Source organism: Pedobacter sp. AC402 (assembly GCF_979252805.1).
Genome location: NZ_CEEDAI010000009.1, coordinates 188878 through 205072, shown reverse-complemented (window position 1 = coordinate 205072; position 16195 = coordinate 188878). Strand labels below are relative to the sequence as shown.

10 protein-coding genes are annotated in these 16195 nt (G+C 39.2%); 2 read left to right on the top strand and 8 right to left on the bottom strand.

The genetic code is table 11. The features are described 5' to 3' along the window. Nucleotides 1-8: 8 nt before the first annotated feature. The 6 genes from AC0IWE_RS11235 to AC0IWE_RS11210 all read right to left on the bottom strand — a co-directional run bounded on the left by AC0IWE_RS11235 (nucleotide 9) and on the right by AC0IWE_RS11210 (nucleotide 13842). On the bottom strand, nucleotides 9-713 hold the full coding sequence (locus AC0IWE_RS11235) for a 4'-phosphopantetheinyl transferase family protein (protein ID WP_471793131.1): 705 nt from the start codon (nucleotides 711-713) through the stop codon (nucleotides 9-11). Next, entirely contained in the window at nucleotides 703-3582 is a 2880-nt protein-coding gene (locus AC0IWE_RS11230) for a non-ribosomal peptide synthetase (protein ID WP_471793130.1), read from the bottom strand. The genes AC0IWE_RS11235 and AC0IWE_RS11230 overlap by 11 nt, the downstream gene beginning before the upstream one ends. Then, the gene (locus AC0IWE_RS11225) at nucleotides 3566-4753 is read right to left on the bottom strand and encodes a condensation domain-containing protein (protein WP_471793129.1); all 1188 of its coding nucleotides are present in this window, start codon (nucleotides 4751-4753) and stop codon (nucleotides 3566-3568) included. The genes AC0IWE_RS11230 and AC0IWE_RS11225 overlap by 17 nt, the downstream gene beginning before the upstream one ends. A 10-nt stretch (nucleotides 4754-4763) precedes the next feature. Further along, complete coding sequence (locus tag AC0IWE_RS11220) at nucleotides 4764-11267, bottom strand: amino acid adenylation domain-containing protein (RefSeq protein ID WP_471793128.1); 6504 nt, start codon at nucleotides 11265-11267, stop codon at nucleotides 4764-4766. 340 nt (nucleotides 11268-11607) lie between these two features. Further along, complete coding sequence (locus AC0IWE_RS11215) at nucleotides 11608-12774, bottom strand: glycosyltransferase family 2 protein (RefSeq protein WP_055903527.1); 1167 nt, start codon at nucleotides 12772-12774, stop codon at nucleotides 11608-11610. Between the two features lie 120 nt (nucleotides 12775-12894). Beyond that, the gene (locus AC0IWE_RS11210; RefSeq protein WP_471793127.1) at nucleotides 12895-13842 is read right to left on the bottom strand and encodes a glycosyltransferase family 2 protein; all 948 of its coding nucleotides are present in this window, start codon (nucleotides 13840-13842) and stop codon (nucleotides 12895-12897) included. Nucleotides 13843-14082: 240 nt separating this feature from the next. Here AC0IWE_RS11210 and AC0IWE_RS11205 point away from each other — a divergent pair, with 240 nt between their 5' ends. Together AC0IWE_RS11205 and AC0IWE_RS11200 are read left to right on the top strand one after the other, a co-directional pair. Then, nucleotides 14083-14916 carry an LCP family protein gene (locus AC0IWE_RS11205; RefSeq protein ID WP_471793126.1) on the top strand — a complete coding sequence of 278 codons (834 nt, stop codon included), beginning with the start codon at nucleotides 14083-14085 and terminating at the stop codon, nucleotides 14914-14916. Between the two features lie 64 nt (nucleotides 14917-14980). Beyond that, nucleotides 14981-15169, top strand: coding sequence for a hypothetical protein (locus AC0IWE_RS11200; protein ID WP_055903536.1), 189 nt, complete (start codon nucleotides 14981-14983; stop codon nucleotides 15167-15169). A 111-nt stretch (nucleotides 15170-15280) separates the two neighbouring features. Here AC0IWE_RS11200 and AC0IWE_RS11195 read toward each other — a convergent pair whose 3' ends face one another. Further along, on the bottom strand, nucleotides 15281-15589 hold the full coding sequence (locus AC0IWE_RS11195; RefSeq protein ID WP_471793125.1) for a winged helix-turn-helix domain-containing protein: 309 nt from the start codon (nucleotides 15587-15589) through the stop codon (nucleotides 15281-15283). Between the two features lie 28 nt (nucleotides 15590-15617). After that, nucleotides 15618-16175 carry a hypothetical protein gene (locus AC0IWE_RS11190; RefSeq protein ID WP_471793124.1) on the bottom strand — a complete coding sequence of 186 codons (558 nt, stop codon included), beginning with the start codon at nucleotides 16173-16175 and terminating at the stop codon, nucleotides 15618-15620. Between the last annotated feature and the right edge of the window lie 20 nt (nucleotides 16176-16195).

Sequence of the window (16195 nt, the reverse complement as noted above, 5' to 3'; positions counted from 1 at the left end):
GATTGTGTTTAATTTAAATTCCAAAAAACGGTTTCCAGATCTTCACTTGTAGCAAGGGTAAAGATATAGTCGGGAGCTGCACGCATCGTTACCAGGCGGTAAGGTTTGCATGATCTGGTTTGTATATTTTCCAAACAGTTAATTTCCAGTAGATTATCTATAAGTCCTTCTCCTGTAGCTTTCAGCAGTGCTTCTTTTCTCGTCCATAAGGAAAAAAAGGATTCTTTCTGATCTTCCGATAGCATTATAAATTCTTCCTCGGCTGTGCAAAAGCAGTAGGGGATTAGCTGGCCCACATCAACAGGGTGGTCTATATGTTCAACATCTATCCCGATCGGATTTTCGCTCATGGCAATCATAATGTATTGCGCACTATGACTGATGTTAAATTCGATACCAGCTGTAGATGGCTTTTTGTTTGCCGTTTGGTTAAAAATTACCGATTGAGGCACGGTGCCAGTATATTGTGAAACTATTTTCCTGATGGCGAGCCTTGTAGCAATAAAACGCCGCGTATCTTGTGCTTTCAAAAAATACCCGGATCTTTTTATCTCCTCTGGCGAAAGTATTTCATTAATCTGGTTGCAGAATTTTTGATAATAAAACTCAAAATTGATCTTGAAAATGTTGTTTTTCCTCCGGTCAATATCTTCAGGATCATCGAGGTTTCGCCAATCTACATTTAAAATAACGGGCAGTATGTTAGCTAGCATATTGATGCTTGTTGAGGTTTGTTTGTAAAATATTGGCAAATACCTCGTTGTGTGGGGCGGATATAAAAGTTTTATGGTCGCCGGGGATTTCGCAAACCTCAACGCCTTGAAGTGCAAAGCGGTCCCATCCAAGATAAGTAAGGTCATCAAGGAAATATAACCTTTCACTTACTCTAAACAAGGTTACCTTTAAATCGCTTGGTTGTAGATAATATTTTTCCAATGCCTGATCGTATTGATTATACAACTCTTTCTCACGATCGGTGAATAAACCCCAATCGCTGTCGTGTTGGTTTACAAAGTTTTTGAAAAGCCGTTTTTTTGTAGCATTAAGCTGGTATTTAACCGTGTTAACAGGTCTCTTTTTAAAAGAATCGGCTATAAAAGGAATTTTTTTGAACTGTCGTTTTACAAAATGACCAAAATTATTGTCTAATTGTCCAATTGGTGCATTTTGGCCTGTATCAGTATCAATTACACCCAAAAGGTTAACAGTTTTACCCATTTCTTTAAGTTGTTTGGCCATTTCGAAGGCAATAAAGCCTCCTAATGAATAACCAACGATGTTATATGGCCCATCTTGATTGATTTCGAGGATTTCGTCAAGGTATCTCGTCGCAATCTCCTCAAGGGTATCCGGAAGATCTTCATAACGGTCTAAACCAATTGCCTGCACTCCATAAATTGGTTGGTCATCATCCAGGGCGGGAATTATCGATTTAAATAATAATACGTTAAGTCCACTGCCGTGAATTAGATAAACGGGCGCTTTTGAGCCTCCTGTTCTGATCGGAATAATCGTTTTGGAACGCTCACTATCTGTGGTAACAAACTGTGTGGCAAGTTTTTCTATGGTAGAATGGGTAAGGAGTACGTTTAGTGGCAGGCGGATACCTGTCTTTTTTTCCAAAGCCACCATTACCCTTACTGCCATTAGCGAATTGCCGCCCATTTCGAAAAAATCGTCTTCAATTCCCAGTTTTTCAACACCCAGGGCATCTTTCCAAAGGTTTATGAGCAGCTGTTCGGTTGCGTTTATCGGTTTAGTGATATCCTTATTTACAGGATATTGCGCTCTTTCAGGTTTAGGCAATAAATCACGATCTACCTTTCCACTTGCAGAAAGTGGGAAAACACGCATTGCAACAAAAAAATCCGGCACCATATAATCTGGCAAAAGGGTTTTAAGTCTGTTCTTCAATAACTTGCTGTAATTTCTGTTCAAAAGGAGTTGATTTTCAGTGTTATCTGTTTCTTTAGAGAGAACAATTTCCTTATTGGCCAGTTGGGTTTCGCAAATTGTGAGGTAAGCCACGAGGCAATCATCTGCCCCGGTATCATTGCGCTGAATAATTAATGAATCGCTTATTTCTGGTTGAGCGTTTATAATGCTCTCAATTTCACCCGATTCTACCCTATGCCCACGCACTTTGATTTGATGATCTATTCTTCCAAGACATTGTATTTCTCCATTGTTGAGCATAATGCCAAGATCGCCCGTTTTATAAAGAATGATATTGGAGCCGTCGTTTGCAAAAATAAATTTCTCGCTCATGAGCGAATTATTATTTACATATCCTAAACCAACACCATCTCCACCGATACAAATTTCTCCTACATCGCCCATTTGCACGGGCCGGCCTGCGGCATCGTTAATGTAAATTACCGTATTATGAAGGGGCTTGCCAATCGTAATCAACTCATCGCTAACCGATATTTGTTTACCTATCGAATATATGGTGGTTTCAGTAGGGCCATACATGTTCCATAAACTGGCTCCTGTAGCCATAATCGATTTAGCCAGATTAAGATCCAGCTGCTCACCACCTGCAAAAACCTTGAGGCTGTTTGTTTTAAGACCAGAATTTAAAATCATCTTCAAGGTGGATGGCGTACCTTGAATAATCGAAATTTTTTGGCTTAAAATTATATTGTTGATTAACCTTCCGTCTTTACATGCAGCATCACTAGCAATTACTGTTTCTGCACCGGTAATAAGCGGTAAAAGGAGTTCGAGCGCAGCAATATCAAAAGAAATGGTTGTTGTTGCCAGCAAACGGTCTTCATAGTTTATGCCAGGCATTTCCTTTGTACTCAGTAAAAGATTTGCGAGGTTGCCATGACTTATTTTAACCCCTTTCGGTCGTCCGGTAGAGCCTGAGGTATATAGTAAATAAGCGGTATCGTTTAAGCTGATGGTGGGAGTTTGCAAGTTGTTTACATGTGCATCCAGTGAGGTGAAAATTTCTTCAGGATTGAGTACTTCCAGTTTTACGGGAACATGAGCCAGTAAATTTGAAAATAAAAATGTTGCACCCGAATCGGTGAGCATATAATTTATCCGCTCAGCGGGCAATGTAGGGTCTATCGGGAGGTATGAAGCACCAGTTTTTAAAATGGCAATTATTCCGGTTAGCATTTCAATGGAACGGCTGATTGAAATGGCTACAATATGGCCTTTTCTTATTCCTTTACTTTTTAAAACGGAAGCTAATGCATCTGATTTTTTATCGAGCGATAAAAAGGTAAGTGTATTTTGCTCAAAACTTACTGCCCGGCGGTTTTGAAACTGTGATACGCTGTTGCTAAAAAGTTCAACGAAAGATTGATTGTTAGCCAATGCTTTGCCAATTGTTACTGATTTAAGCTTTCCATCCATTATCGCATCATATATCGAAATGGATGGAGTTTTGATCATACTGTTGATCAAGAGCTCATAATCCTGCATCATGGCCTCAATACGGGCCTGAGAAAAGAGTTGTGCGTTGTAATTCCACTCTAAAATAAGTCCATCTGGTGAATCGGTGGCATTAACAAAAAGTTCGAAAGTTTCGCAGCATCTTGTATTGGAGTTAATTCTGGTGCTCAAGTCCATCAAATCTCACATCACTGTCCATACCCATGTCGATGTTAAACACAATGGGTACAAGCGGCACTCTGGAGTGGTCTCTCTTGGTTTTAAGTTTTTCTAAAAGTTCACCAAAACTATACTGCTGGTGTTCATAAACATTCATCAGGTGTTCTCTACGCCCTTTGAGGTAATCATTTAGCGGCATTTCGGCATCAACATAACTTTTTACCGGTAATATGTTAACGCAATGGCCCACCAGATCGTAAAATTCACCTACTGCCTGCTCTGCCGAGGGTAAACCAATAATCAGATTGGCCTGACCTGTTTTTTTGAAAATAAGGATTTCAAATAAAGATAACATGGTGGTTACCAAACTGCATCCTATTTTGGCACCCTGGCTTCTTAAGTCTTTAATTACACTGCCACTTAAGTGTTGATCGATTCTGTTTGATTGATAACTTCGTTGAGTACCCCTAGAAAAATCTGTAGTCAGGTTTACTGTAGGTAAATCTCCGGCGCATTCATTTAACCAAAATTCTTCTGTGTTCCTAAAATCGGGGCTTTTGCGGTATGTTTCTTTTACAACTGCAAAATCGCTGATCTGGAAAGGTTCAGGAAGGGAATGCGCTGATCCACTGGCATATGCACTATATAGTTTACTAAGTTCTTCGAGAATAATGCCAAATGACCATCCGTCGCAGATAATATGGTGAAAAATTAAGGTAATTAGATGTTGTTTTACTTCGTTGCGATGTACAAATGCCCTGAAAAGTGGCCCCTCGTTTAAATCGAAAGGTATGGCCATCTGCGATTTTAAAAAAGTGCTAAACTCAAGTTCTCTGCCTTTTTGGGGTAAATGAGAAAGGTTTTGCACCGCAATTTCGAAAGGCATTTCATTGTAAATGATGAGTTTTTCTCCATCTCCACTTATTACGCTTCGCAGGGCTTCATGCCTGTTTATCACTTGGGCAAAAGCTGCTTTAAAGTATTCAATTTCGAAATTACCAGCCAGGTTAATTGTAACCGATTCATTGTAGGCGAGGTTAGCTTCATCTCCACCCAATAAACAGGATATAAAAATTTCCTGCTGTGCTTTGTTTATGGAGATCACTTTGTTTATGGCCCGCTCATCTTCGAAGGGATTAAAATCAACTGTTAACGGCTCAATTTCTAATTCTAAAGGCATCATCTTAGGTAACTTATAATTGAATCTGTAAGAATTTCTTGTCGTTTTGCGGATCTTCTAAAAACCAGGCCGGGTTACCAAAACGATCTTTCCCTAATCTTGCTCCAGCAATTGGAGGAGTATTATTGTCAATTACAATGGCCGTATTTTGATGTATTGCATCCGCTTTTTCACCCCGGTGATCCGGCAAAAAGCCTGCTTCTATAAGTCCATCGATGGAGGAGGTAAAAACACTGATTATTTTATTGATGTCATCATAAGTGGTAGCCTCCGTCATAAAGCAAGGAAAGCCATCAAGAATATGAATCCCTTTTTCTCTCATGAGTACAAAAAGCAGTTCGCTGTAGGGAATATCCTGTTCTAACTTTATTTTCCATAGCGAACCGTAGTTAACGATATTAATTGGCAGCTGCCTTGCCGCAATTTCTTTTGTTAGGGCATGAGCGATAAAATTTCCTTTATCATTTAACCGCTGTTGCAAGGCAGGTCCTTGTTCTTTCATATAAAGAAGTGATGCCTTGGCTGCGGCAAGTGCAAGTGGATGACGAACAAAGGTACCGGCGAAATAAGTAATGCCTACTTCAGGTATCGAACTATCGCCATAATTCCATGAGCCACCATCAAGCGCATCCATAAATTTTCTTTCACCAGCAATTACACCTATCGGAATACCTGAGCCTACTACTTTTCCGTAAGCGGCCAGATCGGCTTTTATGCCAAATTGGGCTTGTGCGCCACCTGGATGCATCCTGAATCCTGTTATTACCTCATCAAAAATTAACGCGATGTCATGATTGTGGGTAATTTTACGGAGTTCGGTCAAAAACGCAACCGGTACAAATTCCGGCCGTCTGCTTTGTACAGGTTCTACCAAAACCCCCGCAATTTCGTTTGCCCTTTGCTTAATTATCGATAGTGTTTCATCTGTTCCATAATCAAGGATGAGTATGTTTTCTACGGCTTCGGGCATAATGCCTGCTGCTGCCGGGAAAGATTTTAACTTTTTCGTTCCCCTTACCAATACCTCATCAAAAATACCGTGGTAAGAGCCAGAAAATGCTACAATTATTGAGCGGGCAGTTACGGTTCTAGCCAGGCGGATACAGCCCATTACCGCTTCTGAACCGGTACTGCATAAACCTGTCCGGTCAAATCCGGTAAATTCGCAAATCAGTTTGCTTACCTCAGCTGCCAATTCGTGCTGCGGACCCACCTCAAAACCTTTTTCAATCTGGTTATGGAGTGCTTCTTTAATAAATGGAGGTTGGTAGCCCAGCATGTTGGATCCAAATCCATTCAATGCATCAATGTATTCGTTATCATCCAGATCCCAAAGTTTGCTGCCTTCTGATTTTTTTACAACTACCGGGTAAATTAAATCTTTAAGTGCTGGCTTAAAGCCGTTTACTACCCGTGGATCGGCCATATAAGGTCTGCTTTCTACCGTATAGTTTTTACTTTTCGAAGTTTTTAAATTGTAACGTTGAGTAAGTTCCGTCAAGAAAAGGCGTTGCTTTCCATCAAGTTCTGTTTTGGTAAATTCAATTTTTGGAGTGGCACCAAAGGGTTTGCTTATTTCTTTTCGTTCTTCATTTGATAATTCACCCAGTGCGGTTTTTATTGGTTTGTTTACTTTCTGGGGTGCTGCTACAGGAATATTTGAGCTAATTGGTTGCGCAGGCTGCGGAAGGTTGGTTAACAACTGAATCTGTTTGGCAATAAGCTCAAGCTGGGCCGAAAGTAGTGATAACGCAGTATGATCCTGAGTTTGAGGTTGAGTGCTTTGAACTGAAAAATTGGGTTGAGGTTCTGCTATAGGCTGTTCTGGCGTAATAAATTTACTTATATAATCGGTTAACGTTTGTATGGAAGAGCATTCTTCATTTAACTGTCTGAAAGTAATTGGCACATTAAACTCTTTTTTGAGCGAACTCGCTACCTGGGTAAGCAATAGTGAATCAAAACCAATCTCCAAAAAGTTTTTACTGATATCTACTCCTTCAAACTCAATTCCGGAAGAATTTTCCAGTACCGTTTTCACCTTTGTAATAAGCATCTTCTTTTGCGTCTCTTTCTGATCAGTATCCATAGTAATATCGTTAAATTTAGTTTTTAGCGGATTGGGCAAATGGTTTGTGGCTGGCTCTACCCAGTATTTTTTTCTTTCGAAACAATACGATGGAAGTTCGAGAAACTTCCGTTGTTGATTTTTATAATATTCCTTCCAGTTTATTTCTCGGCCTTCTAAAAAAAGTTTTCCAAGAGCATAAATAATCTGTTTGGTGTCTGCCTCACCTTGTTTTATGCCCGCAATTACTGTGCTTGCAACAGGCTGCTCCATTATGATCTGCTTGGTAAAAATACTTAAGGTATCACCAGGGCCAACCTCCAGAAATATTGGGTCGTATGTGGAAGTAATATGCGTTACAGCGGCCTCGAACTTTACCGTTTTTCTTAAATGATCTGTCCAGTAATCTACACTTAGCGCATCCTTATCGGTAAGTAAACTGCCTGTTACTGTTGATATTATAGGTGTTTTTGGAGTAGAAAGGGCAATTGTAGATACAAGCTTACGGAAAGCTGGTATCACCGGATCCATCATAGAAGAGTGAAACGCATGTTTGGATGAAAGAAATTTACTTGGAATGCCAATACCTTCAAGTTTTTTTTGAAAGTTGGAAAGTGATTCAACCGGACCGGCAATAACATATAAGTTTTTGGTGTTTTCTGCTGCAACAGAAAGATCTGCCGGTAAAATACTAAGGAGATCAATATTTTTTACCCTGGCAGATAACATTCCGCCTGCGGGCAATTCGCTTATCATTCTCCCCCTCAGGGCAACCAGTTTCAGTGCATCTGCAAGCGAAAAAATACCTGCTAAATGTGCGGCTACATATTCGCCAACGCTGTGGCCACAAAATACATCAGGATTACATCCAAAACTCATCCATAATTTGGCCATAGCATATTCTGTAGCGAAAATTGCCGGCTGAACATATTGAGTGTTCTGCAATACATCTTTACTTTGATCAGCAGAAAATAAAAGATTTATGAGGTCAATATCCATTAAATCTTTTAAAATTTCTGCACACTCATCAATAGCCTGGCGGTAAGTGGCTTCTTGTTGATAAAGACCAAAGCCCATATTATGGTATTGTGAGCCTTGCCCAGGAAACATAAAAACGAGGTCGTTCGATTTTTTTGTCAACTGTTTATTCAAAAATAAATCCTGATTGTTGGTTGCCAGCTGTTCTGCCAGGTTTTTTTTAGTATCAACAACTACGAAACCACGGTGGTTAAAAACGCCACGTGAGTTTTGCAGGGAAAAACCAAGGTCTTCGGCAAGCGTTTCGGTATGTAGTGATGCAAAGTTTTTTAACTGCGATTTGTAGCTGATTAAGCTCTCGGCTGATTTTGCCGAAATAGGAATGAGTTCAAACTCACGGCTGGTAGTTGTGGCATTGATGCTATTTTCATAACCTTCCAAAATAACGTGCACATTTGTGCCACCTACTCCGAACGAACTCACGCCAGCAATTCGCTTTTGATCATTCCAATCTTGCAGGCGGTTATTTACAAAAAATGGGCTATTGTCGAAATTAATATTCTTATTTGGAGTATTGAAGCCGATTGAGGGTACTAATTTTTTATGATAGATAGATAAACAGGTTTTTATAAAACTGGCCACGCCGGCCGCCTCTGTAAGGTGGCCGAAATTGCTTTTTATCGAGCCTATGGCGCAGTATTGATTATTTACATGGTTTCCAAATGCCTGAAGGAGGCCTTCAAATTCAATCGGATCGCCAATTGGTGTTCCGGTACCATGTGTTTCAATGTAGGTTATTTCTGTGGTTTCAATATCGGCATCTACAATGGCAGAAAGTACTGCATCTGCCTGTCCGTCAGTGCTTGGAGCAGTAAAACTGGCTTTCTCATAGCCATCATTGCTTACCCCAACACCCTTTATTACCGCATATATTGTGTCTCCATCTGCCTCAGCATCTTCGAGTCTTTTTAATAAAACTACTCCTGCACCATCACTAAAAACTGTACCTGTTGATTCATCATCAAAAGGGCGGCAATGGCCATCTTTACTTAAAATACTTCCTTCCTGGTAAATATGGCCGCTATTGATGGATGCATTTATACTTGCTCCACCTGCAAGTGCAATATCGCACTGCATGGCCCTTAGGCTGTTTACCGCTTCTAAGATGGCTAGTAAAGAGGTTGAGCAGGCCGAGTTAATGTTAATTGCGGGGCCTTTAAGGTTTAAATGATAAGCTGTTCTTGAGGCAATATAATCTTTATCGTTAACTGTGGTAACCTGAAGCTTACCCATTGTTTCGATTTTATCGGGATGCGCCAATACATTGGTTTCGTAATAGAAATTAGGGCCACAGCCTGCAAAAACTCCTGTTTTGTAATTTACTTTAGCAGGAAGATGCGCTGTTTTCTCTAACACTTCAAAAGCAATTTCGAGGAATATCCTGTGCTGCGGATCCATTAATTCGGCCAGTTTTCTGTTAATACCGAAGAAATCCGGATCAAACATTTTTGGGTTTTTAATAATGCCACGGGCTTTGATATACAGGGGATCTTGTTTTACCTGTTCGGGTATATTAACATCCAGTTCTGAATCACTAAAAAAAGTTGTTGTTTCTCTTCCCTGCGCCAGTATATCCCAAAGTTCGGCAATAGTTTCTGCTCCCGGAAATCTGCCTGCCATGCCAATTACAGCAATATCCCTTGATTTATTGCCATTCGAATGACGTTTAAACCGGGTGGATTCCAATGCCTTGGTAAGGTAATTTGCAAGCCCCGAAACAGTTGGATACTGATAAAGCTTTACCACAGGGATTTTAATATCCTGGGCATCCATGGCAATAATTAAACGCTGCGATAAAAGTGAATTGCCGCCAAGATCGAAAAAATTATCATTTACACCGATGCGTTTTACTGCTAATACTTCTTTCCATACGGCAGCAATTTTTGTTTCTAACGCTGATCGTGGTGCTACATACGGGGTAGCCAGCAGATCGGAATAGTCTGGAATAACGAGTTGCTTTCTATCAATCTTACCACTAAGGGTAAGCGGCATTTGTTCAAGCGGAACCCAAATTCTGGGTATCATGTATTCGGGTAATCTATTGCTTAAATAGGCTTCGGTATCGGTTTTGTTGAAGGATGCATCAGAAACCACAAATGCAACCAATTGCTTATCACTTTCAGTGTTACTTTTAACCAACACAACGCTTTGGCTAATCATCGGACTTGCATTTAGCGCATTTTCAATTTCGCCGATTTCAATTCTGTAACCTCTTATTTTTACCTGTTCATCACCTCTACCTATGTATTCAATATTGCCATCTGCCAGCCATCTTCCCATATCACCGGTTTTGTAAAACAGTTGGTTGCCAAGTGAATTTATGCTTATAAAATTTTGTGCCGTAAGTGCATCATTGTTTAAATAGCCCTTAGCCAGTTGTGGGCCAGTGATGTAAATTTCACCTACTTTTCCTGCTGCTACTTCTTGTTTTGTTTCATCAAGGATGTAAATGGTTGTTCCGGCCAGAGGTTTACCAATGGGTAAAGATTCGGAAAGCGAAATCTGATCAGCATTGCATTTAAAGGCAGTAGTGGTTACCGTTGCTTCGGTTGGACCATAAACGTTATAAAAATCGCCTTTAAACTGCCATTTTAAAAATAAGGCTTTCGGACAAACATCTCCACCTACAACGATTCTTTTCAGTGCTGTATATTTTTCGGGGTTAAGGTTTTCTAAAAAACCCGGAGTTACATCAAGATGTGTGATTTCCTTATCGGAAACATATTTTGTAAACCTTTCTACATCTGCCAATAGCTCTTCGGGCAACAAAACCAAACATGCGCCGGTGGTTAAGGCTATAAATATTTGTTCAACGGAAGCATCAAATGATATGCTGGAAAATAGCAAAATTCTATCTGCTGCTGTTATACCATAATAGCTGCTTTGATTGATGATGAAGCTGCTCACCGCCTTATTTTGTACAACCACACCTTTTGGTTTGCCTGTAGAGCCGGAAGTATAAATAATATAACTTACTGCTTCCTCATCTGTAATTGCTATTAATGGTGTTTTTGGAACCTTATCAACAGGAGATGGGGTCCCATCCAGCAGTATAGTTGTACCATTGAAACCTGGAGGGGTTTTTAATGCAGTGATGAGAAAATTTGCGTCAATGTCATCAATTATATAACTAATCCTTTCCATAGGATATGATGGATCAATCGGGACGTAGCTTGCACCACATTTCATTATCGCCAAAATAGCAATAATCATTTCAAATGATCTGTTAAGCAATATAGGAACTCTCGAATCCTTTTTTACACCTTTTTCAATCAGGAAATTAGCTAACTGATTAGATCTGGTATCAAGTTCGCCATAGGCAAGCGAATGATCATTATATTCGAGAGCAATGTTATTTGGGGATACATTACATTGGGCAGTGATAAGGGCAGATAAAGTATTATTAAGCATACGAGATTAAGATTGATAGCGCCGCATTTTAATATATAATAACGTAAATTGCTGTTTTTAAGAGTTTTGTGACGTGTTATTACTGTTTAATTTTTTTTACTAAAGTACCTTATATAGATGTAGATTGAAATAGTGCGAAAGGGCTATTAGGAATTGAGATTATCAGGTTACCAGAATGATAAATAGACACTGTAACAACCTGTTATTGTGAATAAGGAGATTGCGCATAATGATATGCGAAGTAGGCAAAAGAATACAAATACGGGAGATTTTTAATTGATTTCTGTTGAATTTCCCTCCATCTATGAAGGGAAATTGCAAATTTTACAATATTTGAAAGCTATTTCCTTAACGATCTTTCCCAGGCCGCACTTTGGCTTTTATTAATATACCTCACAATCCCTGCTGCCACTGCATAATTCATCATACAGAAGTAATATGGAATAAATAGGGGTTTGATTCTGATACTTTTGCGTTCCATTAAAAATCCAAGGATTGCCAGCACATAAAAAATACATTGCGCGGTAAGCAAAACCGTATAAAATGGAGCACCATGGTTGTAAACAATCCAAATGTTTGTTAAAAGGGCCATAACCAGTAAGAAAGGTGTAATGGTCCACCTTAATACCCTATGCGAAAGATATTGAAAGGTTAAAACAGGATATCGGAAAGGATTTGCTGCAATTTTTAACCGGAGGATTGATTGAATTCCACCAGCGGCAATTCTGATCTTTCGCTTAAGTTCTTCACCTGTATTTTCTGATGCAGTTTCACTGGCATATGCTGCAGGTTCATACGCAATCAGGTAACCTTTTTCGGCAATTCTCATCGCAATCATGTGATCGTCGATAATCGTATCCGATTCAATCGGTTCATATAAAGAGGTACGGATGCTAAAAAGCTCGCCTGCGGCCCCTACATTTGAGTATAATTCGTAATCCCATTTTTTTAGTCTTGATTCGTATTTCCAGTAAAAACCTTCTCCTGCCGAACTCGCATCTGCATGCTCGTTTACCAGTATCCGTTTCTCACCTGCAACAGCACCAACTTTTTTATCCTGGTAATGTTTTACAAGTTCACGCAGTGCTTCCCGGTTTAAAAAGGTATTCGCGTCAGAAAATACAATAATTTCACCATCTACACTTGGCATCGCCCGCTTAATGGCCGCCATTTTGCCGTGGCGGTCGTTATTGTGCATTAAAATAACCTCTTTGTACGGGCTAATCAAATCAGGGGTATGATCTGTAGATCCATCCGTAATGAAAATGATCTGTAACAGCTCCTTTGGATAATCAAGCTGGAGCGTATTTTTTATTTTATCTACAATTATTGTTTCCTCATTCCAGGCGGCTACAAGCAACGTTACCGAAGGGAGTGCGGCATCTGCCAGGAAATTTTTAGGTTTAGAAAATGACCGTTTAATTTTTATAAGTACATAAAGTACCAATCCGTAACCAACAAAAGTATAGGTTACAATAAAAAGGCAGGTCCAGAGGAAAATAATCATTGTTTATCAGCTTTGAATTAAGTCGTTAACAGCAGTAGGCAGGTTTATTATATCCCTATTGCCGATTGGCACGAAGGTAGCCTAAACAGCATAGTTGCTCAATAGTCCTTTAATACCATTCTATTTCGAGCTACTTACAGTGGGCGCAATTATTAAATTATTGGCCAGTTGGCTTGTAAGGTGGTTTTTCGAATGAAATAAATTCCAGAGCAGTCCTTTGAAAACAAAGGGTATCAGGTCGGTTCTTCCTTTAAGAAGATAGCCGAATAATTGTTTCGGAACAGCTATTAAGAGGTAATACAGGCTAAAAAGCATTACGTTGATCATACTGCTATTGCGCCGCATAAACAACAGGCGATTGCGGGTAAGAAAGTATGTTTTAATGGTACTTTCTTTCCCTACACTCATCGATTCTTTGTGGAGAATATGTGTTTTACCCGTAAACCAGATTTTTTTGCCCGCACGCTTAAACATTTCACACCAATCCAATTCCTCATAATACAGGAAATATTGCTCAGGCATCATTCCAATCTGATCGATATCTGCTTTCCTTAACATCATTGCAGCACCATGGCAAAACGATGTTTCATAATTGGCATTGGCATACTGGCCTTTATTTAACTGGCCTAAACCAATGGTTTTATTTCTCCCGGTGATTAAGTTTATTGGTGTGTAACCTGCGTATTGAATAATATCCGGATCATCGTAATAAAGTATTAGGGGAGAGAGAATACCTATTTCAGGGTGGGCAAGCATTTCTGCATTAAGCTGCTCAACAAATCCTGGTATGAGTTCAGTATCATTATTGATCATTAAAATATGCTGTCCGGTGGCTTGTTGTATACCCAGGTTGTTGCCTCCCGCAAAACCAAGATTTACCTCCGAACGGATGTATTTTAGTGTTGGATAACTGGCTTTAAACTGAGTTTCATAATCGATATCACTGGCGTTATCAACCAAGATTACTTCGATCTCATCCAAAGCACAATTATTTTGAATTGAGTTCAACAGATCAAGGGTAACTCCGGGCTGATTATAGTTTACGGTAATGATTGAGGTTAATGCCATTTCTGCAAAACTACCTAAAGCACTGGTACAAATCTATAGCCTTTTTGGGTGGTTTATGATGCGCAACCGGTACAATTTGCTTGTAAAATGTTAATTATAAGCCGCTCTGTATCGTTTACATAAGTCAGCAGCCGATCCAATTAGTGAGAAAAGGCTATATGGGAGGCAAAAGCCTCATGGTAGCTTTGCACGCAACTAAAAACCTCAAAATTCATTTATAAACCAATGTTATCTACAACTATGAAAATCAAATCCACATTCTTAATTACCGTATTACTCATGCTGTTTGCACATTCGCTTTATGCTCAGCAGATTTTACTGATCGGATCAGATTCAAGGGAAGAGAATAAAAGAGGCAATGCCGATTTAATAATGGTTATTACGGTGAAAAAAAAGGAAGTAAGGTTAACTTCTATCTTACGTGATACGTATGTATATATAAAGGGATATGGCAACCAGAAATTAAATGCTGCTTACCGGTTAGGAGGGAAGGAGTTATTGATTTCTACCATTAATGCAAATTTTAAAACAAAACTGGTTTCTTCCATCGTTACCGATTTTAGCAATACGGCAAGGGTGATCGACTCTTTTGGAGGAATAACTTTAACAATAAATAAAGGCATCCACCATTATGTAAATAATTATATAGGAGAACAGGCCTATTTAAAGGGTGTGCCGCTTTTGCCGCTTACCCGCACCGGAACTATTAAAATGACTGGCGACCAGGCCCTGGCTTATGCCCGCGTTAGGGTGGCTGGAACTTGTTACGACGATCATGCAAGGGTTGAGCGACAAAAAGATGTAACCAAAGCTGTAATTAGCTATGCTGTGAAAAATAAATCTTTAGCGTTGAAAAATATATCAGATTTATGGTCGATGATAGATACAGACATTAACCTGAAAGATTACTTTAAAACTTTCAGCACATTTTTAAACAAACAACGCCTGCCGCGATCGCAGGTCTTTCCGAAAGGAAATTTATATACCAATGAAAGGATTGATGGTGTAGGACTTGTACTGAAGATTAAAAATTTCAGAACGGCATCTTATGACCTGAATGATATGATAAGATAAACCTGTGGTTACCAACCGGAGGTTTGTGAATTGATTTAATACCTAATAAATTACAATTATTTAAATGCGAAAAGGAAAAATACTAAGCGTAGATGAAGCTCGTGGACACGGCCTCATTGAAGATGAAAATGAGCAGGAAATTATTTTTAATTTGGAAAGCTTAAACACCAAGGTTGATGTTAGCGATGAAGTGCTGTTTGAAATTGATTTAAGCAGTAGTGGCCTGGTGGCGATCGATATTATGTTGATATAATTCAGGGTGACATATAACGTTTTTAAAGTTTTATGCTAAAAACATCTTAAATAAAGCTGCAACCTCAATCAAATGCCTTTTATAAAAATTTATAATGGTTACAATTTGTTTTTAAGCATTAATTTCAAGTCTGTATCCTTTTCCACGAACAACAACGATATTGATATTAGGGTCAATTTCCAATTTTTTTCTAAGTTTAGAGATAAACATATCCAGGCTGCGACCTACAATAACGCCTTCATCTTCCCATATCTCTTTCTGCAGCCGGTTTCGTGCAATCATTTCGTTTGGTGATGATGCGAAAATTGAAAGTAAGCGGGTTTCCGTTCCGGTTAAATCTATCGTTTTTTCGTTTATAATCAGCTTTCTTTTCTTTGCGTCGAATAAAACTGAACCTAAAGTGATTATACTCAAATCCATACTTTCTTGAACTGAAGTGCTGTTTGGCTTAACAGTATCTGAGAAAAATAAATCCAACAAACGCTAAAAATGGAATGCTGCCCAATAAAAAGTGTTTCTTTGCCGTAATTGTACCTGTCGGTTTAAATTTAAGATCAATCATGTAACTCGCTTTTGGTTGCTTCCTTCCTTTGCAAGCCACAATATCATCTCGTTTGTTTTTAGCCACTGCAAAGCCATAGGTTACACTTTGGTTAGCACTGTTCACCACGTTTACAACATAATCAGTTGCCATTGGATCTTTAGCCAACACATGCACTGTGGTGTTCAATAAAGAATCGGTTTTAAAAGTAAGTTCCTTCTCAAAGCTGATTTGATATTCATTTTCAGAAATCTTTTTTATCGGAAGCACTCTTGATGTGCTATCGCCCGACTGTAAAAGCAGTTCGTGCCCGATTTGACGAAGCAAAATTTCCCTTCTGGCGAAATCAAAAGTATTTTTATCGCTTACACTGAAAGCCACATAAATTACAGCAATTAATGAAAGCAATATCAATACAACCAGGTATTTAGGTTTTCGGGTAAGCAGATTTCGGCTGAATTGCATACGTCAAGTTTTTATTTACA